General features: G+C 37.9%; 28 protein-coding genes. 21 read left to right on the top strand and 7 right to left on the bottom strand.

Features of this window, described 5'->3' with window-relative positions; all coding sequences use genetic code 11:
• A partial coding sequence (der, locus tag VLB74_RS09705) for a ribosome biogenesis GTPase Der (protein ID WP_325203255.1) occupies window positions 1–1,306 on the top strand: 1,306 nt, incomplete at its 5' end.
• A 97-nt stretch (window positions 1,307–1,403) separates the two neighbouring features.
• The gene (locus VLB74_RS09700; protein ID WP_325203254.1) at window positions 1,404–4,187 is read left to right on the top strand and encodes an outer membrane beta-barrel protein; all 2,784 of its coding nucleotides are present in this window, start codon (window positions 1,404–1,406) and stop codon (window positions 4,185–4,187) included.
• Between the two features lie 44 nt (window positions 4,188–4,231).
• On the opposite strand, the gene VLB74_RS09695 is transcribed toward VLB74_RS09700, so the two are convergent.
• From VLB74_RS09695 to VLB74_RS09670, 6 genes are all read right to left on the bottom strand, one after another.
• The gene (locus VLB74_RS09695) at window positions 4,232–4,486 is read right to left on the bottom strand and encodes a hypothetical protein (protein WP_325203253.1); all 255 of its coding nucleotides are present in this window, start codon (window positions 4,484–4,486) and stop codon (window positions 4,232–4,234) included.
• Window positions 4,487–4,659: 173 nt separating this feature from the next.
• A complete protein-coding gene (locus VLB74_RS09690) occupies window positions 4,660–5,442 on the bottom strand; it encodes a TPM domain-containing protein (protein WP_325203252.1) in 783 nt (260 codons plus the stop codon).
• A gap of 21 nt (window positions 5,443–5,463) precedes the next feature.
• Complete coding sequence (locus VLB74_RS09685; protein ID WP_325203251.1) at window positions 5,464–5,901, bottom strand: TPM domain-containing protein; 438 nt, start codon at window positions 5,899–5,901, stop codon at window positions 5,464–5,466.
• Between the two features lie 8 nt (window positions 5,902–5,909).
• Window positions 5,910–6,503, bottom strand: coding sequence for a LemA family protein (locus VLB74_RS09680; protein WP_325203250.1), 594 nt, complete (start codon window positions 6,501–6,503; stop codon window positions 5,910–5,912).
• A gap of 55 nt (window positions 6,504–6,558) precedes the next feature.
• A complete protein-coding gene (locus tag VLB74_RS09675) occupies window positions 6,559–6,888 on the bottom strand; it encodes a MerR family transcriptional regulator (protein ID WP_325203249.1) in 330 nt (109 codons plus the stop codon).
• Window positions 6,889–6,974: 86 nt separating this feature from the next.
• Window positions 6,975–7,952, bottom strand: coding sequence for a M23 family metallopeptidase (locus VLB74_RS09670; protein ID WP_325203248.1), 978 nt, complete (start codon window positions 7,950–7,952; stop codon window positions 6,975–6,977).
• A 293-nt stretch (window positions 7,953–8,245) separates the two neighbouring features.
• Between VLB74_RS09670 and alaS the strand changes: the two genes are divergently transcribed.
• From alaS to VLB74_RS09620, 10 genes are all read left to right on the top strand, one after another.
• Window positions 8,246–10,882 (top strand): alanine--tRNA ligase, encoded by a 2,637-nt coding sequence (gene alaS, locus VLB74_RS09665; RefSeq protein WP_325203247.1) that lies wholly within the window; start codon window positions 8,246–8,248, stop codon window positions 10,880–10,882.
• Window positions 10,883–11,014: 132 nt separating this feature from the next.
• Window positions 11,015–11,815, top strand: a complete 801-nt coding sequence (locus tag VLB74_RS09660; protein WP_325203246.1) for a hypothetical protein — start codon at window positions 11,015–11,017, stop codon at window positions 11,813–11,815.
• Window positions 11,816–11,940: 125 nt separating this feature from the next.
• Entirely contained in the window at window positions 11,941–12,723 is a 783-nt protein-coding gene (locus VLB74_RS09655) for a hypothetical protein (protein WP_325203245.1), read from the top strand.
• A gap of 120 nt (window positions 12,724–12,843) precedes the next feature.
• Window positions 12,844–13,632, top strand: coding sequence for a hypothetical protein (locus VLB74_RS09650; protein WP_325203244.1), 789 nt, complete (start codon window positions 12,844–12,846; stop codon window positions 13,630–13,632).
• A gap of 281 nt (window positions 13,633–13,913) precedes the next feature.
• A complete protein-coding gene (locus tag VLB74_RS09645) occupies window positions 13,914–14,702 on the top strand; it encodes a hypothetical protein (RefSeq protein ID WP_325203243.1) in 789 nt (262 codons plus the stop codon).
• Window positions 14,703–14,738: 36 nt separating this feature from the next.
• On the top strand, window positions 14,739–15,695 hold the full coding sequence (locus VLB74_RS09640; protein WP_325203242.1) for a GSCFA domain-containing protein: 957 nt from the start codon (window positions 14,739–14,741) through the stop codon (window positions 15,693–15,695).
• A 174-nt stretch (window positions 15,696–15,869) separates the two neighbouring features.
• Window positions 15,870–16,733, top strand: a complete 864-nt coding sequence (locus tag VLB74_RS09635) for a hypothetical protein (RefSeq protein ID WP_325203241.1) — start codon at window positions 15,870–15,872, stop codon at window positions 16,731–16,733.
• Between the two features lie 30 nt (window positions 16,734–16,763).
• Window positions 16,764–16,904 (top strand): hypothetical protein, encoded by a 141-nt coding sequence (locus tag VLB74_RS09630; protein WP_325203240.1) that lies wholly within the window; start codon window positions 16,764–16,766, stop codon window positions 16,902–16,904.
• An 11-nt stretch (window positions 16,905–16,915) separates the two neighbouring features.
• Complete coding sequence (locus tag VLB74_RS09625) at window positions 16,916–18,118, top strand: glycosyltransferase family 2 protein (RefSeq protein WP_325203239.1); 1,203 nt, start codon at window positions 16,916–16,918, stop codon at window positions 18,116–18,118.
• A gap of 89 nt (window positions 18,119–18,207) precedes the next feature.
• Window positions 18,208–18,855, top strand: coding sequence for a DUF4230 domain-containing protein (locus tag VLB74_RS09620; protein ID WP_325203260.1), 648 nt, complete (start codon window positions 18,208–18,210; stop codon window positions 18,853–18,855).
• Between the two features lie 39 nt (window positions 18,856–18,894).
• Here the strand turns inward: VLB74_RS09620 and VLB74_RS09615 are convergent, their stop codons facing one another.
• Window positions 18,895–19,203, bottom strand: coding sequence for a rhodanese-like domain-containing protein (locus VLB74_RS09615; protein WP_325203238.1), 309 nt, complete (start codon window positions 19,201–19,203; stop codon window positions 18,895–18,897).
• 93 nt (window positions 19,204–19,296) lie between these two features.
• On the opposite strand from VLB74_RS09615, the gene VLB74_RS09610 reads away from it, so the two are divergent.
• The 9 genes from VLB74_RS09610 to VLB74_RS09570 all read left to right on the top strand — a co-directional run bounded on the left by VLB74_RS09610 (window position 19,297) and on the right by VLB74_RS09570 (window position 26,294).
• Window positions 19,297–19,866: a TetR/AcrR family transcriptional regulator gene (locus VLB74_RS09610; protein ID WP_325203237.1), complete on the top strand. Its 570-nt coding sequence runs from the start codon at window positions 19,297–19,299 to the stop codon at window positions 19,864–19,866.
• A gap of 152 nt (window positions 19,867–20,018) precedes the next feature.
• On the top strand, window positions 20,019–21,092 hold the full coding sequence (paaE, locus tag VLB74_RS09605; protein ID WP_325203236.1) for a 1,2-phenylacetyl-CoA epoxidase subunit PaaE: 1,074 nt from the start codon (window positions 20,019–20,021) through the stop codon (window positions 21,090–21,092).
• Window positions 21,093–21,229: 137 nt separating this feature from the next.
• Complete coding sequence (gene paaA / locus VLB74_RS09600; RefSeq protein WP_325203235.1) at window positions 21,230–22,186, top strand: 1,2-phenylacetyl-CoA epoxidase subunit PaaA; 957 nt, start codon at window positions 21,230–21,232, stop codon at window positions 22,184–22,186.
• Window positions 22,187–22,255: 69 nt separating this feature from the next.
• Window positions 22,256–22,540: a 1,2-phenylacetyl-CoA epoxidase subunit PaaB gene (gene paaB / locus VLB74_RS09595; protein WP_325203259.1), complete on the top strand. Its 285-nt coding sequence runs from the start codon at window positions 22,256–22,258 to the stop codon at window positions 22,538–22,540.
• 1 nt (window position 22,541) lies between these two features.
• The gene (gene paaC / locus VLB74_RS09590) at window positions 22,542–23,294 is read left to right on the top strand and encodes a 1,2-phenylacetyl-CoA epoxidase subunit PaaC (protein ID WP_325203234.1); all 753 of its coding nucleotides are present in this window, start codon (window positions 22,542–22,544) and stop codon (window positions 23,292–23,294) included.
• A 31-nt stretch (window positions 23,295–23,325) separates the two neighbouring features.
• Window positions 23,326–23,826: a 1,2-phenylacetyl-CoA epoxidase subunit PaaD gene (gene paaD / locus VLB74_RS09585; RefSeq protein ID WP_325203233.1), complete on the top strand. Its 501-nt coding sequence runs from the start codon at window positions 23,326–23,328 to the stop codon at window positions 23,824–23,826.
• 46 nt (window positions 23,827–23,872) lie between these two features.
• Window positions 23,873–24,658: an enoyl-CoA hydratase-related protein gene (locus VLB74_RS09580; protein WP_325203232.1), complete on the top strand. Its 786-nt coding sequence runs from the start codon at window positions 23,873–23,875 to the stop codon at window positions 24,656–24,658.
• Window positions 24,659–24,696: 38 nt separating this feature from the next.
• Window positions 24,697–25,851, top strand: a complete 1,155-nt coding sequence (locus VLB74_RS09575) for a 3-hydroxyacyl-CoA dehydrogenase NAD-binding domain-containing protein (RefSeq protein WP_325203231.1) — start codon at window positions 24,697–24,699, stop codon at window positions 25,849–25,851.
• Window positions 25,852–25,886: 35 nt separating this feature from the next.
• A complete protein-coding gene (locus VLB74_RS09570; RefSeq protein WP_325203258.1) occupies window positions 25,887–26,294 on the top strand; it encodes a PaaI family thioesterase in 408 nt (135 codons plus the stop codon).
• Window positions 26,295–26,354: the final 60 nt, after the last annotated feature.

Below are 26,354 nucleotides of genomic sequence, written 5' to 3'. Positions count from 1 at the left end.
CAATATCGTAGCCATTGTAGGAAGACCAAATGTGGGAAAATCTACTTTTTTCAATAGGTTAATTCAAAGAAGAGAAGCTATCGTGGATTCGGTGAGCGGTGTGACCCGTGACCGTAATTACGGAAAGAGCGAATGGAACGGAAAAGAGTTTTCGGTTATTGATACAGGTGGATACGTTAAGGGTTCGGATGATATTTTTGAAGGGGAAATCCGCCGTCAGGTAGAATTGGCCATTGATGAAGCCGATGCTATCATTTTTATGGTGGATGTGGAAGAAGGAATCACACCAATGGATGCTGAAGTGGCAAAATTGCTTCGTAAAGTTACCAAGCCAATCCTTATCGCGGTTAATAAAGTGGATAATGCGATGCGTGAAAAAGACGCCATCGAATTTTATAATTTAGGGTTAGGTGAATATTTCACTATTGCCGGAATGAACGGAAGCGGAACTGGAGAGCTTTTGGATAAACTGGTGGAAGTGTTGCCGGAATTACCGGAAGCTACGGAAGAAGAAAATCCATTGCCTCGTTTTTGTGTGGTAGGTCGTCCTAATGCCGGAAAATCATCGTTCATCAATGCATTGATTGGAGAAGACCGATTCGTGGTTACTGATATCGCTGGGACTACACGTGATGCCATCGATACAAAATACAACCGTTTCGGATTTGAATTCAATTTGGTGGATACTGCAGGAATCCGAAGAAAAGCGAAAGTAAAAGAGGATTTGGAATTTTACTCCGTAATGCGTTCGGTTCGTGCCATTGAACATTCGGATGTTTGTATTCTTATGATTGACGCTACCCGTGGTTTCGAAGGTCAGGATCAGAATATTTTCTGGCTGGCGGAGAAGAACCGTAAAGGAATCGTGATTTTGGTGAACAAATGGGATTTGGTGGAAAAAGATACTATGTCAGCCCGTGATTATGAGGCGAGAATCCGAAAAGAACTGGAGCCGTTTACTGATGTGCCTATTTTATTCGTTTCAGCACTGACAAAACAACGTTTGCTGAAAGCTCTGGAAACAGCCGTTGAAGTTTTTGAGAACAGAAAACAGCGTATTTCTACATCCAAATTCAATGAAACGATGCTACCGATTATCGAGCGTACACCGCCACCGGCATTGAAAGGAAAATACGTGAAAATCAAATATTGTATGCAGTTACCGACACCGACGCCTCAGTTCGTGTTTTTCTGTAATCTTCCGCAATATGTGAAAGACCCGTACAAACGTTTTATCGAAAATCAGTTGCGTCAAATTTATAATTTTGAGGGCGTGCCGATCGATATTTACTTCAGACAGAAATAGTCTGTTAAAATTTACACAATAAATAAAATTCCTACATAATAAAAACTTTAATTTGCGGTTTTAATGAGAAATCATTTTAACCGCAATTTTTTTATCGATGCCTAAACATTTTTTCACGTTCGTTATTGCACTGTTTTCAATGTGTGCTTTTTCTCAAAAATCCTTTACTATTAAAGGGAAAATTATTGAAGAAGCTACCAAACTTCCAATGGAATCCGTAACGGTTTATCTTTCGATGGCCAAAGATTCTTCACTTGTAGATTATACCATTACCGATAAAAACGGGAATTTTTCGCTACCCTTTAAAAAGATTACCCAACCCGTTTTCCTGAAAGTGTCTATGGTAGGATTTGAAGATCACAAGCAAAGTTTCAACGAACTTTTAAAAACTATCGACTTTGGGGTTATTGCTCTGAAAGAACAATCCAAAATGTTAAATGAGGTTGTTGTTAAAGCAGATGCGCCTCCCATCCGTATTAAAAAAGATACTTTAGAGTTTAATGCGGCTTCATTTAAAGTCAGACCCGACGCGAATGTTGAAACCCTCCTGAAACAACTGCCAGGCGTAGAGATTGATGCCGAAGGTAAAATTACCGTGAACGGAAAAGAAGTAACCCAAATTATGGTGAACGGAAAGCCTTTTTTTGATAAAGAAGGAAAAGTTGCCCTGCAGAATCTGCCTTCAGATATCATCAATAAAATACAGGTGTCGGATCTCAAAACCAAACAGGAAGAACTTTCAGGTAAGTCGGCCAGTTCGAATAATGCCAGTATCAATTTAACTATTGATGAGGATAAAAATAAAGGGATGTTCGGCAAATTTATGGGTGGATACGGAACCGATGATCGTTATGAAGCCAGTGGGCTGATAAATTATTTTAAGAATAAAACGAAATTCAGTGTTTTAGCGTCTTCCAACAATATCAATTCTGTCGGGTTTTCTATGGATGAAATATTCGATAATATGGGGGGAGGCCGTAGCCGTTCGGCATACTATAACGATAACGGATCATTCGGGGTTAACGGGATGCGTTTTGGAGGCAATACCGGAATTACACAGTCGGATATTGTGGGTGTTAATTACACCGACGAATGGGTTAAAGATTTGGAGTCTTCAGGAAGTTACTTTTTTTCGGATCAGCATACCAAAAATAACAATAGGGTAAAACAGGCTAGCCTTTTGACATCAGATGAAGGAGGTCTTCTTATGGAAAGCAATTCGCAGACAACTTCCGATCGTTTCGGACATAATATGAATTTTGAATTTGAATATAAAATTGATTCCACAACTTCTGTGGTTTTGGTTCCCAGATTTTCAAAATCTCACGGAAAAGACAGGGATAAATCGTATCAGTTTACAACAGATGAAAGTAACGTCCTTTTAAACGAAAGCACTTCGAATACTTTTGATGAGAGTGACGGGAACAGCTTTAAAAACTCACTTTATTTCAATAAAGGTTTCAAGAGAAAAGGACGTTATATAGGAGTGTCCTTTGATAAGGAAAATAATAAAGACGAAATAAATGCCACCAATACATCGGCTACTATTTTTTATGAAGGGGCAGAGCCTGACGATTTCAGGGATCAGTTAAAAAAGAATAGAAATCTGAAGGATAAGTATAATCTGAATCTGAATTATGTGGAACCGGTGGTCGATTCGTTAAGTGTAAACGTAGGAGTTACGAACGAATGGAACAGAACATCGGAAGACCGTGAGGCCTTTGATTTTGACTCGGCTTCGCAATCGTATTCCAATCCGAACGCAGGTTTGACAAATTTCATGTCTTCGTTTGTGAAAACAGTTCGTCCCAATGCCGGATTTAGTTGGGAAAAGAAAAAATTTACGCTCTCCATGTCGGGAGGAACGGCCATTTCGCACTTTGACAATCATTCCGAATATCTTGGAATCACGACGGATCTGAATAAGAATTATATGATTCCTTTTGGGAATATGTTCTTTAATTATAAGCTGAATAAATCTAAAGAAATCTGGATAAGTTATGATTTTTCATTTGATTTTCCAACGGCCAGTCAGATATTGCCGGTTTTGGATTCGTCCAATCCGTTGAATACATTTACAGGGAATCCTGATTTGAATCTGGAAAAGAGCCACAACTTATATCTAAACTTCAATAACTATGATTACGCCAGCCGATCAGGGGTGTATGTTTACGCCGGAGGGAACTTCTATGAGAGTCAGATAGTGTCTTCAACCACATACGGTGATGGAGGTCAGCGCCTGACTACCTATGAGAATGTATCCGATACGTATTCTTCTTACGGTGGGGGAAGTTGGAGCAAGAGCATCAAACAGGAAGCGAGTAAATACCGTTTCGGTTTTGGAATTAATGCTAATTACGCACTGTCTAAAGGATTTACAGACGGGGAAATATATGAAGCAAGAGCCTTGCGTCTGACGCCAAGAGTGTTTTTTAATTATGATTATGGCGAATTGTTGACGATAGCTCCATCGTATAATTTTTCGTACAACGAAACGAATTATACAAATTATGCGATTAGTTCGTCACTTAACAGAATACATAGGTTTAATATTCAGACCACAAATTACTGGCCAAAGAATTGGGTTTTCGGAAATGATTTCGGATACACCTACAATTCAAATATTTCGGATGGGTTTAAAAAGGATTTCTATCTGTGGAATACCAGTCTGTCTTACAGTTTCTACAATAAGAAATTTATAGCGAAAGTTAAGGTTTATGATATGCTGAATCAGAATCAAAGCGCTACAAGAACAATATCCGCAACGACCATAAGAGACGAAGAAAACACGGTATTGAAACGATATGCGATGTTTTCGTTAACGTATAAAATTGAAAAATTCGCAGGTAAAGAAAAGCCTTCCCGAAATTGGATGTACTAAAAAAGAGGCCGCTTAAGCAGCCTCTTAAAAAAGATTGTGGAATTTTAGTTTTTTATCTTATGTAAATGCTTTTTTCGCAATTGATGCTTTTCAGGATTGTCGGCATACCAGTCTTTAAATTTCTTATCGGTCTCATAATCATCGTTAAGTACAGTGTAAACCATATAAGGTACAAGAAAACTGCCCAAAATAAACAAACTGCTTATCAATGGGAGCAAGGCGTTTGTCTGGCAAAGCCCGGTAAAAATAAAGACAAAAAGTGTGGTAAACCATACCAGCCTAATTGCATAATTTTTCATGACCTTATAATTTTACTTAAAGGTACGCTGATTAGTTGTTGTGCAGTGTTAACGATTGTACAATGAGTTCTTAAAAGTATTTAGTACGTTAAGTAGGATGAAATAAAAAAGAGATTGCTTTCGCAATCTCTTTTTTTATCTATAATCTGTATACTGCAATCTGCTGTCTGAAGTTACCAGCTTCCACCGGCGCCTCCACCGGAAAAACCTCCGCCGCCGAAGCCGCCACCGAAGCCGCCGCCTCCAAATCCTCCTCCGGAAGAACCTCCTCCTCCGAAGCCGCCAAAACCACCACGGCCAAGACTGCTCAAGATGATAATGTCGCCTAAATCCGGTCCGGAAAAACGGCCGCTGTTTCCACCGCCACCACGCTTGTTTCTGGAAAGAATCGCAATGATGATTATGAAGATGATAATGAAGAAAATAATTTTTCCGCCACCCGTTGATTTGTCACTTTTTCGTTCGCCTTTGTATTTGCCTTTTAAAACATCAAAAATAGCATCCGCACCTTTGTCTAAACCGTTGTAATAGCTTCCGGCTTTAAACTCCGGAATGATGATGTTGCGGACCAATTCTCCATTGATACCAGCTGTTAATCGATCTTCGACTCCATAACCGGGTGCAATCCAAATTTTACGATCGTTCTTGGAAAGTAAAACCAAAACACCATTGTCTTCCTTGGCCTGTCCGATGCCCCATTCGTGCGCCCATTTTGGGGTCAAAATACCAATGTCTTCGCCTTTTAAATCCTCAATGGTAATGACAACGATTTGTGTGGTAGTAGAATCAGAATAACGAACCAGTTTGTCTTCAAGTTGTTGTTTCTCGGCTGAATTCAGCAAATTCGCATAGTCGTAAACACTGGTCTGAAAACTTGGTTTTTTAGGAATATCGAATTGGGCAAATCCTAATTGATGCAATAATAAAAATGCAATTGCAATCGAGAATTTGATCATTTTTAAAATGAAATTTGTCATTTATCCTTTGGATATTTCGTTAGATAATTCGTTAGCATCATCGTCCTTATATGGAAAATATTTTTTCAAGCGTTCGCCCGCACGCAGGATGCCTTCGACAAGCCCTGTTTTGAACTGTTGGTTTTTAAAATGATCGATGATGAGATCTTTGGTACAGTCCCAAAAATCGTTTTCTACCAAATCGTCGATTCCCTTGTCGCCAATTATGGCAAAAGAATGATCCTGTACGCCAACATAAAATAAAACGCCATTTTTGGCCTCGGTTTTGTCCATGCCCAATTGATGAAAAACCTCCTTCGCTCTTTCGATAGGAGGTTTTTCTGCATGTGCTTCTATATGGACTCTAATTTCGCCGGAAGTGTTTTTTTCGGCTAAAGAAATCGCGTGTACAACTTCTTTCTCTTCTTCCGGGGTTAGAAAATCTTCAGTTAAAGACATCGCTTGGTTTATTTGTCAAAGTTAAATTCAACATCCACTGGTTTTTCTGCTCCTGCAACTGCGTCAAAGAATGGTTTTTCCTTGTATTCACCCAAGAACCAGTTGTTCGGGATTTTTAAGATATAGTTGTTGTAACTCTGAACCGATTCGTTAAAACGGGTTCTGGCTGTCAAAATCTGATTTTCCGTACTGGCCAATTCGTCCTGTAATTTTAAGAAATTGGCGTTTGCTTTCAAGTCAGGATATTGCTCAACGGTTACCAATAATCTTGATAAAGCTGATGAAACTCCGCCTTGTGCCTGTTGGAATTGCGCCAATTGCTCCGGAGTAACATTAGATGGGTCGATGCTTACTTGAGTAGCTTTCGCTCTCGCTTCAATAACTGCAGTCAAAGTTCCTTTCTCGAAATCGGCAGCGCCTTTTACGGTTTTAACCAAATTTCCGATAAGGTCATTTCTTCTTTGATACGCCGTTTCCACATTACCCCATTCTTTTCCTACCGCCTGATTTTCGCGGATGGCTCCGTTTTTGATCCCGATATACCAAAACCCGATAACGGCCAGAATGGCTACAATGATTAATATTGGTGCAAATTTTCTCATTTTTTTAAAATTTAAGTTGATTTTTGTATTAGTCGATTATTTTGTGAATTGTTACTTATAATTCGTTTTTGATGTTGGTCAACTGTACTTTAAGAGCTTCCAATTTACTGATGATTTCAAATTTGTCCAGCGTTTTTTTCTGGCCTTCTTTTAAATGTACTTTTGCACCGTCTAAAGTGAAACCGCGTTCCTTTACCAAATGATAAATCAGTTGAAGGTTTTTTACGTCTTCGGGTGTAAACATACGATTGCCTTTCGCATTTTTTTTTGGTTTCAATATATCGAATTCCTTATCCCAAAAACGGATTAAGGAAGCGTTTACGTCAAAAGCCTTGGCCAGTTCGCCAATGCTGTAATATCTTTTTTCTGGTAAGTCTAAATGCATTTTTTAGTTATAAGTTATGAGTTAAGAGTTATAAGTGAAAAGCAAATGTCTTTCCTCTTGTCTCTTGTCTCTTGCTTCTTTTTTCTCTAATCTAACGACTGATTTTCCTGGTTGGCAATTTGTGAAATTAACACATATTCCTTAGCCGAAATCGAACCGTAATAAAAATTCAGTGGATTCACCACTTTTCCGTTCTGGTATACTTCATAATGTAAATGGGGAGCTTCACTTCGTCCCGTGCTTCCCACATAACCAATCACATCGCCTCGTTTTACTCTTTGTCCCGGTCTGGTTTTGTATTTGCTTAAATGCGCATACAATGTTTTATAACCGAAACCGTGGCGGATTTCAATATGGTTTCCGTATCCCGAAAGTGAGGCATCCGCTTTTTCCACAACACCATCACCCGTAGCGTAAATCGGTGTTCCGGTTCTTGCCGTAAAATCCATCCCTTTATGGAACTTCCGTATCTTGGTAAACGGATCGCTTCGGTATCCGAAACCTGAAGCCATCTGTCTTAATTCCTCATTTTTTACCGGTTGAATCGCTGGAATTGCAGCCAGTAATTTTTCTTTCCCTTTGGCTAATTTATGAATTTCATCAAGCGATTTCGACTGAAAAGCCATCTGGTTCGAAATGATGTCTAAACGTTTAGTCGTAGATATTACCAAATCCGAATTATTATAGCCTTCCAGTTGTTTGTATCGGTTTGCACCCGGTTCTTCTCCTTTCCTTTTTTCCGCATCAATCGGTGAACTGTTGAAATAAGCACGGTATACATTGTTGTCACGCGCTTCCAAATCGCTCATGGTTTCGTCTAGTTGCTCCACACGTTTGTCAAGCAGCGCATAATTGATTCGCATGTTTTCAATTTCACGGGCCAAAATTTTGTCTTTAGGGGTTTCGAAATACGAGGTGTTCAAAAGTATCACAAAACACAAAAAGCCAAACAAGGCCGAAGCCACCAAAAACAAGGCAAAATAGCCCAACTTTCGCCCTTTCTTCGGCTTGATTTTGAGAAAGGCCAATTTTTCGGAATCATAAATATATTTTACCTTCGACATGTTCTAAAATATACTATTTTTGCTGCTTGTAAAATGGTGTTGGTTAATCGGTTGTAGGGGTTATACGAACAAATTTAAAAAATGTTTCAAAGCAATTGATTTTTTGAAGCGAAACATTTGGCTTATTTGTAATCCATATTCCTGCTTTCCGTTGTAATCTGTCATTGCGAGCTTGCCGGACAATCTCCCAATGCCAGGATTTCCTCTCCAATCAGGGCTAGGAGAACAGCCATTTTACCTTTTTGAATCGAAATAAAATTAGTGCGAATCACATCGCCGAAATAAATAAAAAAATGAAATCACAAGACATTCGTAAGGCTTACCTTGATTTTTTTGAAAGCAAAGGACACTTAATTGTGCCCTCTGCACCGATTGTTTTAAAAGACGATCCGACTTTGATGTTTAACAATTCCGGGATGGCGCAGTTTAAAGAGTTCTTCCTTGGGAACGGAACACCAAAATCACCAAGAATAGCCGATACGCAAAAATGTCTTCGTGTATCCGGAAAGCACAACGACTTGGAAGACGTAGGTTTTGATACCTACCATCACACCATGTTCGAAATGTTAGGGAACTGGTCGTTTGGCGATTACTTCAAAAAAGAGGCGTTGGCTTGGGCTTGGGAATTCTTGACAGAAGTGTTGAAACTGGAAAAAGACCGTTTGTATGTTTCCGTGTTTGAAGGGAATCCTTCAGAAAATGTGCCGTTCGACCAAGACGCTTTCGATATCTGGAAGCAATATGTTTCAGAAGATCGTATCATTTTAGGAAACAAAAAAGACAACTTCTGGGAAATGGGTGACCAAGGGCCGTGCGGACCATGTTCTGAAATCCACATCGACTTACGCACCGATGCCGAAAGAGCAGCTGTTTCAGGTCGTGACTTGGTAAACGCCGATCATCCGCAGGTAGTGGAAATCTGGAACAACGTATTCATGGAATTCAACCGTAAAGCGGATGGTTCATTGGAAAAACTTCCGGCACAACACGTAGATACCGGAATGGGCTTCGAGCGTTTGTGTATGGCGATGCAAAGCGTAACCTCGAATTACGATACCGATGTGTTTACGCCGCTAATCGAAAAAGTAGAACAAATCACAGGTAAAAAATATACCAGTAACGAAATAAAAGACATCAGCGAAGAGCAAAACAAAACCAATATTGCCATTCGTGTAATTGTAGACCACGTTCGTGCGGTAGCGTTTGCTATTGCCGATGGTCAGTTGCCTTCAAACGGTGGTGCCGGCTATGTAATCCGTCGTATTTTACGTCGTGCTATCCGCTACGGATTTACGTTCCTAAATACGAAAGAACCTTTCATCTATCAGTTAGTTGAGGTGTTGAGTAACCAAATGGGGGCTTTCTTTCCGGAGATTGTGGCTCAGAAAAATTTGGTATCCAACGTAATCAAAGAAGAAGAAGCGTCTTTCTTAAGAACTTTGGATCAAGGGTTGCAGTTATTGGAAAAGGTTGTTGCTGAAACGCAAGGCAAAGAAGTTAAAGGTGAAAAAGTATTCGAATTGTACGATACATTCGGATTCCCGAAAGACTTAACGGCCCTTATCTTAAAAGAAAAAGGGTATTCCTATAATGAAGCGGAATTTGAAGCCGAGTTAAAAAAACAAAAAGACCGTTCGCGTGCGGCTTCGGAAGTTTCAACTGAAGACTGGAACATCTTGGTTCCCGGAAATGTAGAAACTTTTGTAGGTTACGATCAAACGGAGAACGAGGTGAAAATTACACGATTCCGTAAAGTAGATTCCAAAAAAGACGGAAAATTATATCAAATCGTATTAAACAACACGCCGTTCTATCCGGAAGGAGGAGGTCAGGTTGGTGATAAAGGTACTTTGGTATCGGCAAATGAAACTATCGAAATCATTGACACTAAAAAAGAGAATAACTTAATTCTGCATTTTGCTAAAAGCTTACCGGAAAATGTAAACGGTACTTTAGTGGCAAAAGTAAATACAGATTTAAGAAATCATACAGCGAGTAACCACTCGGCTACACACTTGTTGCACCAGGCATTGCGTTCGGTTTTAGGAACACACGTGGAGCAGAAAGGATCGTTGGTAGCACCTAATTACCTGCGTTTCGACTTCTCGCATTTCGCAAAAGTGACCGATGAAGAATTACAAAAGGTGGAAGATTTCGTGAACGCGAGAATTCAGGAGCAATTGCCGCTGATCGAAAGAAGAAGTATTCCGTTCGAGCAGGCAATTGAAGAAGGTGCAATGGCATTATTCGGAGAAAAATATGGCGATAATGTTCGTGCGATCAAATTCGGAGAAAGCATGGAGTTGTGTGGAGGAATTCATGTGAAGAATACAGCTGAAATCTGGCATTTCAAAATTACAAGCGAAGGAGCAGTAGCGGCTGGAATCCGTCGTGTTGAAGCGATTACGAATGATGCGGTGAAACAGTTCTTTGCGGCTCAGGAGTTGGCTTTAAAAGAAATTAAAGAGACATTGAAAAATCCACAGGACGTAATCAAGTCGGTAGTTTCTTTACAGGACGAAAATACGAAACTGAAAAAACAGATTGAGCAATTGCTGAAAGAGAAAGCGAAAAACCTGAAAGGGGAATTGGTTGCTCAATTGCAAAATATCAACGGAATTGATTTCTTAGCGATACAAGTTGATTTGGATGCCAACGGCGCTAAAGATCTGGCATACGAGTTAGGACAAAACAAAGATAATTTGTTCCTGGTTTTAGCAACAGCCGCAGATGATAAACCGATGCTGACGTCTTACATCTCAAAAGAATTAGTGGAAAGCAAAGGCTTAAATGCAGGACAAGTGGTTCGTGAACTTGGGAAATACATCCAGGGTGGCGGAGGAGGACAACCGTTCTTCGCAACAGCCGGAGGTAAAAATGTAGGAGGAATTAAAGAAGCCTTGGAAAAAGCGGTTGAATTTGTGAAGTAAGATTTTGATTATATTTAATTGAAGCCCAAATTGTTATCGATTTGGGCTTTTTTTATAACAAATTCGCTGTGGATTGGCTTTTTTATTATTCATTTTAAGTTTTATTTTGTAAGAATAACTAAAAAAAAACAAATGAAAAAATTCCTTTATGTTTTCAGTGCATTAGCACTTTTATTCGCTTCATGTTCAAGTGACAGCGACAGCGACAATACTGCTGACAATTCCTCAAGTGCAACTTTGATAAAAAAAATAATTTATAGTTCAGAGAATGCAGATCCAGGGGATTATTATAATTCAACAATTTTGTACTCTTATAATGGGACAAAATTAACCAGAGCTGATTATTCAGTTGGTGGTTATGCTATGTATTATTATACTGGAGATTTAATTACCAAAATTGAATATTATACTGATTTAAATACTTTGATTTATCAGGATCTTTTTGAATATAACGAAACAGATGCTTTAGTTGTATACAAGAAGCGTGATGATGAAACTGAAAGAACGACAACTTATACTTATAATGCTGATAATACGGTTTCTTTTACAAGAGAGACGGAAGATTTAATAGGTAATGCTAATTATGCAACTTATACAGGAACTTTACAATTGCAAGATGGTGAAGTTGTAGAAAAGTCAATGTCAGGTGGAGTTATAAATTATACCCGTGTTAGTTCTTTTGATGGCAAGAACAGTCCTTTTAAAAATGTGACAGGATTTAGCAAAATAGCTTTTGAAGTTGCCGGCGAATATGAGTCTTTTGGACGCAGTCAGAACCGAATTTCATATGCGTTGTCATCAAATGAAGCTGTTACAGACAACACTACGTATGTATATAACGCAACGAATTATCCAATAAGTTCCGTCCTAAATTCAGATTCAGATGGAATGGGATCACAAGATGTTATAAATGCTCAATACTTCTACGAATAATTTTATCTATATGAAATAATAAAAACCCAAATCAATTTGATTTGGGTTTTTTATTTAACAAAAGCTGGCTTTTTTATAACAGTAATACTTCTTTTATTTGTAAAAAAATATTTATCAAAATTTTTATGAAAAAACTTATTTACGCTTTTAGTGCGTTGGCACTTTTATTCGCGTCATGTTCAAGTGACAGCGACAGTTCTTCGAATGATTCTTCAGCTACTGTTTTATTGAAAAAAATTATAGAAACAGATTGGGATGGAGCTGTTACTACAAGTATTTTAACCTACAACGGCGACAAGTTGCAAAGAATAACGAATGATGACGGAACATATGAAGTTTATACTTATTCAGGGGATTTGATTACTAAATCTGAATCTTTTGATGAAAATGATGCTAGGTATGAAGCTTTTGTCTATACCTATAATAGTGAAAGTAAATTAATCGAGGCCAAATGGCTTGATTATTTAGGCGAAGGCGGTGGAAGTTCCAAGGTGTTATATACCCACAATTCTGATGGAACTGTTTCTTATGAAGAATTTACAGGAGATGTTTCTTCACAAACTGAATTTTACAGAGAAGGGAAAATTTACTCTGATAAGATTGAGGAATATGCACCGGAATTTGATGGTACACCTGCTCATACAATAACACATACTTATACTTATGACGATAAAAATCAACCGATGAAAAATGTTAAGGGGTATGATAAAATTTGGTTTGCATTTACAGATTATGGAACAAATTATTTAAATAATATGACAAGTAATCTACACACTACTACTTTAGGTGTAAATCAGCCAATTTCAAGTACAGTGTATACTTATAACTCTCAAAATTATCCGATAACAGAAACAGAGACACAGCAAGGTTCCGAACATGTAATTGCTGTTCAATATTTCTATGAATAACTTTATCTATATGAAATAATAAAAGACCCAAATCAATTTGATTTGGGTTTTCTTTTTTTATAAAACCATTTGTCTAGAGGTGTTTTTTTTCTTTTTTTTGTTAAAATTTAAAAAAATAAAATGAAAAAGCTTTTTAGTCTATTCAGCGTTTTAGTATTGTTAATTTCTTCTTGTTCAGATGATGGTGGAGCTTCTTCCGATTCAGGCTTTAATATAAATGGGACTAAATTAAAGAGAGCGACGGCAAATTTTGGAGCCACTGGTAATACTACCCAAGATTATTACTATGATGGTAATAAGTTAACCAGAATGGTTTCGTCTGATGGGAGCTATTTTAAATATACTTATACCGGTGAATTAATAACTAAGATTGAATTTTTTCAGAATAATGTTTTGGAAGAGGTTAATTTTCTCGAGTATAATAATGACAATGAGTTAATTGCCCGTAAACAAATAAGGGGTAATACAGGATATAAAGTCGTGTATACTTATAATAATGACGGAACAATTTCAATTTCTGCTTATACCGGCGATTCGGTTAATCAAGATACGCCTACCGATCTTAATAAAAAGGTTTTTTTTGAAAACGGATTGGTGAGTAAAATTGAAAGTTATATGTTTATTGACGGGAATTTGGAAACGTTGTCTACAAATTATACTTATGATTCGGCAAATGCACCTACGAGTCTAATCTTGGGGTATGATAAATTAGCTTTTTATGATCAGGGAAATTTTCAAAATATTCATAATGTAACGACAATCACATATGCTAGTTCTGTTAATGATGTTGTAGATGTAGACGAAATGGTAAATGTTTATAATACAGATAATTTTTTGTCAAAAGCGACAGCTGTAGATCCTAGGGATAATAATGGTCCTTCTTTGATTTTTGAATATTTCTACGAATAGTTTACTTTAATATAATAAAAAACCCAAATCAATTCGATTTGGGTTTTTTATTTTGTTGTAAATCAGTATTTTGTATAAATATTATGATTTTTTTTCCTTTATAACGTTATTTTAGCGGCCTTTAGATGCACTTCGGAAAGTAATACAATTGTTTTTTAACAGGATTTTTACATAACCAACTGATAATTAATCGATTAAAGTCAAAAAAAATCGTTAAAATGCATATTCGTTGTCAATTTTTTTATTTCTTTGCTAAAGTTTAATCAAAAACTTAAAAAATTATGAAAAGACTTAGTAGTGTTTTAGGGATGATTGCGATAGCGCTCCTGGCTTCGTGTTCTAATGATGAATTTGTTGATACTATTTCTGATTCAGAAACCGATGCTAAATTAAATCCAAATTTGCCTCTGGTAAAAAGAATTGTGGCAACTACCAATTCCGGAACCAGTGTTTCTACAGATAATTATACCTACAGTGGTAGTAAGCTTGTCAGAGTGACTTCTTCGGATGGAAGACATGTCGATTATGTATATACCGGGAACCTTATTACGGAACGAGATTATTTTACCGATAATGTTTTGAACTCTAAAGAGTTGTATGAGTATAATGTAGACAATCGGTTGATTAATTACCGAAGAGTGAATGCTGTCAATACGGTTACGTACCGAGCTACATTTAGTTACAATAGTGACGGGACTGTTTCTGTGGCAGGTTATCGTGGTGATGTCGTTTCAACAAGCGCACAGATTGTAAACAGAAAAGTGTTCTTTACAAACGGAAGAATTTCCAGCATGGAAACCTACAGAACCGTTAACGGAAGCCCTGTTACGGAAGTTAATAATTACACCTACGACACCAAAAATTCCCCTTATAAAGGTATACTTGGATTCGATAAGTTAACGTATCATGATACCGCTTTAAACGGAAATATGAATAATATCACTTCGATTTCCACCACTGGGGTTTCGGCCGCAAATTCAGTAAATGATCAGATTCAGTATACGTACAATAACACCAATTATCCGGTTACTGCCAGCAGAGGATCTATAGTATTCCAATACTACTATTAATAAAAATTACTAAGTTTGCATTAAACTAAACTTAGTATGCATTTCAGAACCCAAATACCTATTCCTAAAAGTAGCAATCCCATTGACTACGCTTCAAGAATAGTGTCTTTGGGTTCTTGTTTTGCTGAAAACATCGGCGAAAAATTCGATTACTTCAAATTTCAGCATACGGTCAATCCCTTCGGAATCATTTTTAATCCGGTTTCCATCGAGAAAATAATTCGGAAAACAGCTTCAGGGACAAATTTTTCGCAAGACGATATTTTCTTTCACAATGACTTATGGCATTCTTTTGATGTGCATTCCGAATTAGATTCACAAGAGAAGGAAGCCTTGCTCCACAGGCTCAATACCATAGTGGAAAACTTTCGAAATGATTTAATCCATGCTACTCACATTACGATTACTCTGGGAACAGCATGGGTGTATCGCAATAATACTACTGGTGAAATCGTTGCCAATTGTCATAAAGTGCCACAAAGAGCTTTTACCAAGGAATTACTTTCGGTAGTTACGATTGAAGAGAGTCTGCAAAAGATAATCGCATCGATAACGGAAATTAATCCCGATTGTAAATTCATTTTTACCGTTTCACCGGTGAGGCACATCAAAGATGGTTTTGTTGAAAATCAGTTGAGCAAATCCCATCTGATAACCGCTTTGCATTCAGTACTGCTAACGGAACACGGCTCGCCGAACACTATTTATTTTCCGAGTTACGAAATCCTGATGGATGAACTCCGGGATTATCGTTTTTATGCCGAAGACATGCTGCATCCCAACCAAACGGGAATCGATTATATCTGGGAACGTTTTTTTCAGACGATGATCGCCGAACAATGTCACCCTGTAATGGAAACCGTGGCATCAATCCAGAAAGCATTGCAGCACAGGTCTTTTAATCCGGATTCGGAACAACATAAGAAGTTTTTGGAAAATCTGAATCAGAAAATAAAGGCTCTTCAATTTCAATTGCCTCATATTTCATTTTAAAACGAGGCTTTATTTGCATTTATGTAGTTTTTGTTATTGTACAAGCTTTGATGTTAACTTCAGACAGATAAAATAGTATTATCGATGGGATTTCATTTGCTACCGAGAAAAAAATATTTGATGTACATTTCTTTAAACAACGAGAAATGTCATTATGAAGTTATATGCTCAATTATGTCTTTCAAGAAGACAAACAGATTTTTTTTCGGTAAAATCATTATTTATACGGATGACATTATTTTCTTTAAGGAAAACATGCCTTGCTTTGATAATGTTGTATTTGAATTTGTTGACTCAACTTTAGTAAACGAAGTTCTTATTAAATATCAAAATATCTTCAGGTTGAAAATAATTTTGATAATTGAATTTTTAAAGAAATATAAAACAATTGTGTTGTTTCTGGATTCGGATACTTTTTTTATTAAGAATTCAAATGAATTATTTAGGTCTGTCAAAAAAGGAAATTGCGTTTTACATTGTCAGGAATACAATTTGAACAGTGGAGTTAATTCTAATTTTGAGAACTTATTGATAAACGAAAATCTTTTGAAATTTTTTAGGGATAATGGCACTCCTATATCTGGAGATACAGTTGTATGGAATTCAGGTGTTATTGGAGTTTGTTTCAAAAATATTGATTTGCTGACCAATGCTTTAAAGATATTTGACATGCTCGATGAAAATGCTGTTAAAGACAAAACAGTAGAGCAATTATCTTTGTCTGTTTCTTTTTCAAGAACAGTTATTGTTCCTGCATATGATTTTATTTTTCATTATTGGTTTATAAGGGTTTTTAGATGTTTATTGTGGAAATATTTTTTTAAAGATCATGATTTTTTAGTCTTAAACAATGAAGAAAAGATCTTCGTGAATACTCAATTTGTAAAGGGGTTGATAAAGGCTGAAAAATTAACTTTCAACAATTTAATCAATATTATATTCACAGTTGTCAATAATTACTATTCTAAAGAAACAAGGGGGAATGTGAAAAAAAATTTTTACAAAAATACTTACATATACAAGAAGATTTTTTTATAATTTGTCGGCTAATTCTAAATTTAAAAAAATATGTTTACTTATTTAGTTACATTGGTGTCTTGTCTTTTTGGTGTTCAAAGTAATGATGTTTCTACTGAAGACCAATCGAATGGAGTAGAAGTTAATTACAATGTTGAGCAAACAGAGGTGGATGCTTTCTATCATTCTTAAAATAGTATAAATTGTTTTTATCAGTTTGTATTATTACAAAAAACGAAGAGTCAAGTATTGAGAAATGTCTCAAGTCTGTAAGTGAAATTGCAGATGAGATTGTCATACTTGATTCTTTTTCCACTGACAGAACTACGGTATTAGCCCAAAAGTACACGGATAAAATTTATTACAGTGATTGGATTGATGATTTTTCATATGCCAGAAATTTATGCATTTCCAAAGCTAAAGGTAAGTGGATACTTATAATTGACGCAGATGAAGTTTTTCATTACGATAGGACATTTCTTGATTTTTTAAAAAAAGCCAAGGAAGAAGCTTATTTGGTTTTCCGAAATGAGATATACAGAAATAAATCGGATAATAAATTGGTAAGTTATCCGGTTGGAATATTGAGGCTTTTTGTTAATTCGGGACATGTCAAATTTCAATATCCTATTCATGAACGTCTTGACAATTATTTTATTGAAAATAATATTAAAATTGGAGTATTGCAAAATGCATTCTTAAATCACAATATATTTGAAACGGATGACGATAAGATTATTCTCAAACAAAAATATTATTTAGAGATAATACATCGGCAACTTGAAGACATACCAAATGATCAATGGCTACTTTTTCAGAAGGCAAAAACTAATTTTTTTCTTAAAAAAAAGCAAGAGTCGGAAAGTGATCTGAAAAGACTTATATCGGATAAGTCAACAGACAAAAAAATAAGGATTGCAGCATTTGTGTTCTTGTCCAATTTGTATAAAGACCAAAATGAAATCCTTAAGAGTGTCGACTTATTAAAGCAAGGGTTAGATTACAAGAAATGCACTTTGCTTTATTTGTTTTTGGGAGATGCATTTTATAGTGATAAACTTTATTGGAGGGCTTTAGGTTGTTATTTGCGAATGAAGACTTCTCCTTCGCGCATGTCTTATAATGACAGTATGTACTTAATAAGCTATGTTGAACCAAAGGATAAGATTTTTAAAATAGCAAGTTCAATTTACTCTTTAGGTTATTTGTGGCTGTCAAAATTTTATCTTTTATCTTTTAAATCTAAATTGGGAGCCGATTCATTTTTTTTAATGGGCTTAATCTATCTCAAAAAAAATCAAACTATAAAAGGATTAAGAAGTCTCGAAGAGTCCATAAGAATGGATTCCCAATGGAAAAAGCCTGTTGATTTGTATGGAAGTCTGCAAAAAAATAAAGGACAATAATCTGATTTAACTTTTCACTACCTTTATAGGTAAATTAATAAGCTATGGCTACCAGAAGAGGTTCGTCTGCAGAAACCGACATAAAAAATATGCTTGTCCCTTTGATTCAGACTATTGGGCGTTCCGGTAAAATCATCTGGCTGATTGTTTTGGTGATTGTCGGGGTGGTTCTGTTTAAGTATTTTACTTCCGAAAAGCCAACAGAAACAACCGAATACAACACCGATTTAATCGAACAGCAGATAAAAAACGTTGGGAAATTGGTTGTTACCGAAGGACATTATTCCCAGGTTATGACCTATAAGGATCAGCAGAAATATATGATGAACCTGCTATCCTTTGAAAAAAAAGCACTTATCATCATCAACGCCGATGTTACTGTTGCTTATGATTTGAGCAAGGTGAAATACGATATTGATGAAAAAAACAAAACCATCAACATTGTCAGCATTCCGAAAGAAGAAATTAAAATCAGTCCGGACATTCAGTTTTATGATGTTGACCAAAGTACCCTGAATCCTTTTACGGGTGACGATTACAATAAAATCAATAAAAAGGTAAAAGCCGATCTGGCAAGAAAAATCGAAAAGTCAAAACTGAAATCCAATGCCGAAAACCGATTAGTAAGCGAATTGGCTAAAATACTGATCGTAACCAACGCATTAGGCTGGAAACTGGAATACAAAAATCAGGTAATCCAAACGGAAAATCAGTTGGGTAAGACGATTAAATTATAAAAGAAAATCCCGCCATTGAAGCGGGATTTTTTTGAAATTCTAAAGCTTGCGTTGTAAACTTTCCCAGCCACCACCATTTAAGGCTTCGATCCCGTTTTGTTTTAGAATGGAAGTCGCTTGTGCACTTCGCATTCCGGAACGGCAACAGGCAATTACCGGCTTATTCAATTTTTTGATTTCTTCTATTTTTGATGCGATTGTGTCTAACGGCATGTTTTTAGAACCTTTGATATGTCCCGAAGAAAATTCACCAACAGTTCTCACATCGATAATCACTGCTCCCTTGGCGGCAAATTCCTGAATAGCATCCGATTTGCTTCCCAATCCTAAAAGATCTAATAATCCCATGTTGTATTAATTTTAAGCAAATGTACGACCGGGAGCCGAATTAATTTGTAGCAAATGTTACCAAAGCTGAAATAAATTCTATTTTTGCAACCGATGAAATCATTAGACAGAAAAACCGAAATAATAACTATAGCGGCCAAGCTTTTTAAGGAAAAAGGCTATAGCGCCGTAACCATGCGTGATATTGCGCAGGCAATGGATATTAAAGCGGCTAGTTTGTACAACCACATCAGGTCCAAACAGGAAATTCTGGCGTTAATTGTCATCGAAATTGCAGAGGAGTTCACCAATGGGATGAACGAAATCATGCTGTCAAACGTTACCTGCATTCAGAAAATCGAAAAAGTGATTCAACTGCATATTGACATCACGGTCAGGGACACGGACGCTTTGGCTTCCCTGAACTCCGACTGGATGCATCTTGTAGACGCCGAGTTGGCATATTTCATCAAAATGCGTGAAGAATATGAAGAGAATTTCCGCAAAATTATAATGAAAGGAATTGCAGACGGTGAGTTGAAAGACTTAAATACCGAAGTGATTATTTTTTCACTACATTCCACATTGCGAACACTTTACCTTTGGTACGGAAAGAAAAAAGGTTTCAATGCCGCTGTTTTAAAATCGAACATGACGCAGGTTTTACTGCACGGAATTGTTTAGATTTTATTCTGAATTTATTTTTTGAATACGACTTCTGTTAATATTTCCCAGCAAATTCATTTTTTTTAAATCATAGAGGCATACGTATTGAAATATTACTTATTTTTGCACTGCAAACTAACAATTGTTAGTTAAAATTAACAGCTATTGCAATGAGTAAATTTCACAGTATAAAGGTTTCGGATATTTATAAGGAAACCAAGGATTGTTCTGTTATCGAGTTTGAAATTCCGGAAGCGTTAAAACCTGAATTTATATTCAAGCAAGGACAGCACCTAAACGTAAGAACAATGATTGATGGTGCCGAAGTGCGCCGTTCATATTCACTATGTTCCAGCCCAATAGAAAATAAGTGGCAGGTGGCGGTTAAACAAATCGACGGCGGTTTATTTTCAGGTTTTGTAAATAATACCTTGAAAAAAGGGGATGTTCTGGAAATAATGTCGCCAAGCGGTGTTTTTTTCAAGGATGTTAATCCGAAAGTTGCTAAAAACTATGTTGTTTTTGCGGCGGGAAGCGGAATTACGCCGATACTTTCCATTATCAAAACGCATTTGGCTTTAGAGCCGGAAAGTACTTTTCAATTGTTTTATTTGAACAGAACAGTAAAATCAATTATCTTTAAGGAGGAAATTGAGGCATTGAAAAACAGATATTTAGGTCGTTTTGAGGTGTTTTTCTTCTTAAGTAAAGAACATAGAAATGTTGAATTGTTCAACGGAAGGTTCACTAAAGAAAAATTACAGATACTGACCCAGAAAATCATCGATGTTCCTTCGGTTGATGAATGTTTCATCTGTGGTCCGGAAGAAATGATTTTCCTGATTCGCGATGAAATGACAGCGGCCGGATTACCGAAAGAAAAAATACACTTTGAGTTGTTCCATACAGGAAATTCGGAAGCAGACAAGCAACGTGTAAGCAAAATATTGGAGAAAAAAGTGGAAGGCACAGAAGTGACTATCCTGGATGGCGGAAAAGAATTCCACTTTGTTATGGGAGAGGATTTTGATAATATCCTGGACGGTGCCATCGCAGCCGGTGCCGATTTGCCTTATGCCTGTAAAGGCGGGGTGTGCAGTACCTGTCGTTGTAAAGTGGTGGAAGGGACTGTAGAAATGAAACTCAACTATTCTCTTGAAGAGGAAGAGCTGGCGAAAAACTACACGTTGAGCTGTCAGGCAGTGCCGACTTCCAAAAAAGTGGTGGTGGACTTCGGATTGTAAATGAGCAAAATAGTGTCCGGTAATCCGTTTCAGTAGAGGATTACAGATGTACACAAACAGTATATTTAGTACAGAAATAGTTAATCAAAGTCGGGGTAAAACTGAATACTGCGACAGAACACTGAATACTAAAAGTTATGTCAGAAAATGAAATAAAAAGTTTAGAGGAAATGTTCGAGGCACGCATCGCAAGAGATGAGAAAATCGAACCGAAAGACTGGATGCCGGAGAAATACAGAAAAACACATATCCGTCAGATTTCACAACATGCTCATTCCGAAATTGTTGGAATGTTGCCTGAAGGGAACTGGATAACACGTGCTCCTTCTTTACGAAGAAAAGTGGCTTTGTTGGCTAAAATCCAAGATGAAGGCGGACACGGGCTTTATTTGTACAGTGCGTGCGAAACATTGGGAATTTCCCGCGATGAGTTGTTCGAACAGCTGCATTCAGGCGAAGCGAAATATTCCAGTATTTTCAACTATCCGACCTTAACATGGGCCGATATGGGTTCTGTGGGATGGTTAGTAGATGGTGCGGCGATTATCAATCAGGTGGCACTTATGGGTACCTCTTACGGTCCTTATTCCCGTGCCATGGTCAGAATCTGTAAGGAGGAAAGTTTTCATCAGCGTCAGGGATACGAAATTTTGCTGACACTTTGTAACGGAACTCCTGAACAAAAAGCTATGGCTCAGGATTCCTTAAATCGTTGGTGGTGGCCTTCTTTGATGATGTTCGGTCCAAGAGATGCCGAGTCACCTAACACGGAACAATCGGTAAAATGGAAACTGAAACGTAAAACCAACGACGAACTTCGTCAGCAGTTTATCGACCAAACAGTTCCTCAAGCAGAAATTTTAGGATTGACCATTCCGGATCCGCAACTGAAATGGAACGAGGAAAGAAAACATTATGATTTCGGGGAAATTGACTGGAATGAATTCTGGCAGGTGGTTAAAGGACACGGGCCTTGCAACAAGCAACGAATTGCCGCAAGAGTAAATGCCCATGAAAACGGGAAGTGGGTTCGTGACGCCGCTATGGCTTACGCCGAAAAACAAGAAGAAAAGAAATTAGAACAAGCAATTTAAAATTTAGTTTTTCAATCGCGGTTTACAGTTTTCAGACTGTGACTGCGACTGTAAACTGTAAACTATAAGATTATGAAAAACTGGCCACTTTGGGAAGTATTTATAAGAAGTAAAAACGGATTGGAACATCGTCATTGCGGAAGTCTTCACGCAAGTGATGCTACCATGGCACTGGAAAATGCACGCGATGTGTATACCCGCAGAATGGAAGGGGTAAGTATTTGGGTTGTGCCAACAAGCCAGATCATGGCGTCTAATCCGGATCAAAATGGAGAAACGTTTGAACCGGCGATGGACAAAGCCTACCGTCATCCCACTTTTTACGAACTTCCTGACGAACTAAAACACATGTAATATGAATAAGGATTTGATTCAATATATTCTTGGAATTGCGGATAATTCTCTGATTTTAGGACAACGTCTGGGAGAATTATGCGGTCACGGACCAAGTCTTGAAACGGATATCGCATTGACGAATATTTCGCTTGATTTGTTCGGGCAAACACGCAGTTATTATCAGTACGCTGCCAAATTGCAGGGAGGTGATGCCACAGAAGATACGATTGCTTTTCTTCGTTTGGAAAGAGAGTATAAGAACGTACTTTTGGCCGAGCAGCCTAACACGGATTTCGCCTACGTAATTGGCAGACAGTTTTTGTTTGACGTTTACCATCTGGCATTTTTGGAGGAATTGCAGAACAGTACTGATGAGATGCTTTCCGCTATCGCCAAAAAAAGTATCAAAGAGGTTTTATATCATGTGCGTTTCACATCCGACTGGATTAAACGTTTAGGTGACGGAACAGAAGAAAGTCACACTAGAATTCAGAATGCCATCAATGATTTGTGGATTTTTACCGATGAGTTATTCCATCAGACGGATGCCGATAAAGCCATGGTGGCTGAAAAAATCGGAGTTGATGTAACGCTTCTTAAAACAGCATATTACGAAAAAGTGAGTGCGGTTTTAAACGAAGCAACCTTACAAACTCCGGAAATGGAATATTTCCAGAAAGGCGGTAAAAATGGAGTTCACAGCGAGCATATGGGGTACATTCTGACCGAAATGCAGTATATGCAACGTACTTATCCGAACATGACCTGGTAAAGGAAAGCATTGTATTCTTTACAGTTAAGTTATGACAGAACAGCTTCAACATATCGATAAAAAAATACTGGATATTCTTGCTTCGGTTTCCGATCCTGAAATTCCTGTACTTTCCATCATGGATATGGGAGTGGTTCGTGCTGTAAATGTTGAAAATGACATCTTCGAAATAGCAATTACACCTACTTACAGCGGCTGTCCTGCCATGGATGTTATCGGCGACGATATCAAAAAAGCATTCAGGGAAAATGGATTGGAAGCCAAAGTGAGTTTAGTGCTTTCACCCGCCTGGACCACCGATTGGATTACACCAAAAGGAAGAACCGAGCTGGAGAAATACGGTATCGCTGCACCGCTAAGTGCAGAAGCCGATAAGGAAGCACTGCTGGGAAATAAAAAATTGGTTAAATGCCCGCAATGCGGTTCGTTTAACACGAAACTGGTCAGCCAATTTGGTTCGACAGCCTGTAAGGCACTTTTTCAGTGTCAGGACTGTCTCGAGCCTTTTGACTATTTTAAATGTTTAAAATAAAATCAACCCGCGGGGTTTCCCTGTGGGTTTTTAAATAAAATTAGGTATGAGCTCAAACTCTATTGAGGTTAAGATTGAAAATAATGTTGCGTGGATCGCACTAAACAGACCGGAAGTGTTCAACAGTTTCAACAGAGAAATGGCATTGTCACTTCAGGATGTGCTTGAAAACTGCGCAGCCGATTCAAATATTCGCGCTATGGTGCTTACCGGAAACGGAAAGGCATTCTGCGCCGGACAAGATTTAAAAGAAGTAACCACTCCGGAAATCAATCCCGGATTCAGAAGAATTCTTGAAGAGCATTACAATCCGATTATCCAAAAAATCAGAAACATCGAAAAACCGATTGTGGCTGCCGTAAACGGTGTGGCTGCAGGTGCAGGAGCCAATATTGCTTTGGCTTGCGATATCGTTGTGGCGGTAGAATCGGCGAGTTTCATTCAGGCTTTCAGTAAAATTGGTTTGGTTCCTGACAGTGCCGGAACATTCTTTTTACCGCGTCTAATCGGATTCCAAAAAGCATCGGCCTTAATGATGCTTGGCGATAAGGTTTCTGCCGAAGAAGCCATGAGCCTAGGGATGATTTACAAAGTTTTTTCTGCCGATTCTTTCGAAGCTGAAGTGAAAAAAGTGGCCGAAAATTTAGCACAGATGCCAACAAAGGCATTAGGTCTGACAAAAAGACTACTGAATCAATCGATGACGAATTCATTGGAAGAACAATTGGCATTGGAAAGCGATTTACAGATTGAAGCCAGTTCTTCTTACGATTACAACGAAGGGGTTACCGCATTCGTAGAAAAAAGAGTACCGGAATTTAAAGGGAATTAATTCAGATTATTAGAAAGTCTGAAATTCAAGAAATCTAAATGAAGAAAGTAGCAGTTATAGGCTCAGGAACGATGGGAAGTGGTATTGCACAAGTGGCAGCCACCGCAGGATGTTCCGTAAAATTATATGATACCAATCAGGAGGCGCTTAACAGAAGTAAAGCAGCTCTTGAAAATACCTTATCCAAATTAGTGGAGAAGGCAAAAATAGACGAAGCCGAGAAAGCAAGGATTTTGAACGCCACTTCGTATGTAACCACATTGCAGGATTTATCGGATTCTGATTTGGTTATCGAAGCTATCGTCGAAAATATTGACATCAAACGAAAAGTATTTTCGGAATTGGAAACTTTAGTTTCAGCAGAAACGGTTTTAGCGTCCAACACGTCCTCATTATCGATTGCATCCATCGCAGCGTCGTGCCAGAAACCGGAGCGTGTAATCGGAATTCACTTTTTCAATCCGGCGCCGTTAATGCAGTTAGTTGAGGTAATTCCCGCGGTTCAGACAAGTGCTGAAGTGCTTCAGAAAACAACACAAACGATCTCCGACTGGAAAAAAGTTGTGGCAGTTGCAAAAGATACACCCGGATTTATTGTAAACCGAGTGGCGCGTCCTTTCTATAGCGAGGCTTTACGCGTTTATGAGGAAGGTTATGCCGATTTTGCGACCATCGATTGGAGCATGAAAACCATCGGTAATTTCCGAATGGGACCTTTCGAACTGATGGATTTCATCGGACACGATGTGAATTACACTGTTACAGAAACCGTTTTTACCTCGTTCTATTTCGACCCGAGATACAAACCGTCATTCACACAAAAACGATTGACCGAAGCCGGATTCTTGGGAAGAAAATCAGGAAGAGGTTTTTACAATTACAGCGAAGAAATGCCGAAACCGACAGAAGATACAACGTTGGCTAAAACCATTTTCGACCGCGTAATCGTAATGTTGATAAATGAAGCTGCCGATGCCTTGTTCTTAAACATCGCTTCTGCCAAAGATATAGACAATGCCATGACCAAAGGGGTAAATTATCCAAAAGGATTACTGGCTTGGGCAAACGAATTGGGAATCCAATGGTGCATTGAAAAGTTAGACGAGCTGTACAACGAATATCACGAAGACCGTTACCGTTGCAGCCCTATTTTACGCAAAATGAACAGAGAAAACAAAGTGTTTGAAGTGTAATGAAAACGGAAGAAACAGTAAATTCCAACGTAACAATGCAAGGAGAAAAAATACCTTACAAAATGCTTTCCCTGGATCCGTTCAGCCAGTGGCTCGGAATCGAAATCCTGGAATGCGAAATCGGGAACTGTAAAGTAGGGATGACCGTCCGCAAGGAAATGCTCAACAGCATGGGCAAGGCACACGGCGGAATCGCTTATTCGTTAGCCGATACCGCTTTCGGGTTTACCGCGAATACCAACGGAAGGTTTGCCGTTTCCATCGAGACCTCGATTAACCACATCGAAGCCCTGGAAGAAGGCGATTACATCGTTGCCGAAGCCAGCCTGGAAAGCTTAAAAAATAAATTAGCCTTCTACATCGTGGAGGTGAAAAAAGGAGACGTTTTGGTAGCGCTTTTTAAAGGGGTTGCTTACCGTACTCCGAAAGAATGGGAAGATTAAAATAATCCGGAGCGACCCGAGCGATAGCGAATTGGCGAAGCAATGGTTCGGGCATTTTAC

It is taken from the genome of Flavobacterium sp. (assembly GCF_035456225.1).
GTDB lineage: Bacteria > Bacteroidota > Bacteroidia > Flavobacteriales > Flavobacteriaceae > Flavobacterium.
This window is presented reverse-complemented; position numbering and strand designations above follow the sequence as displayed.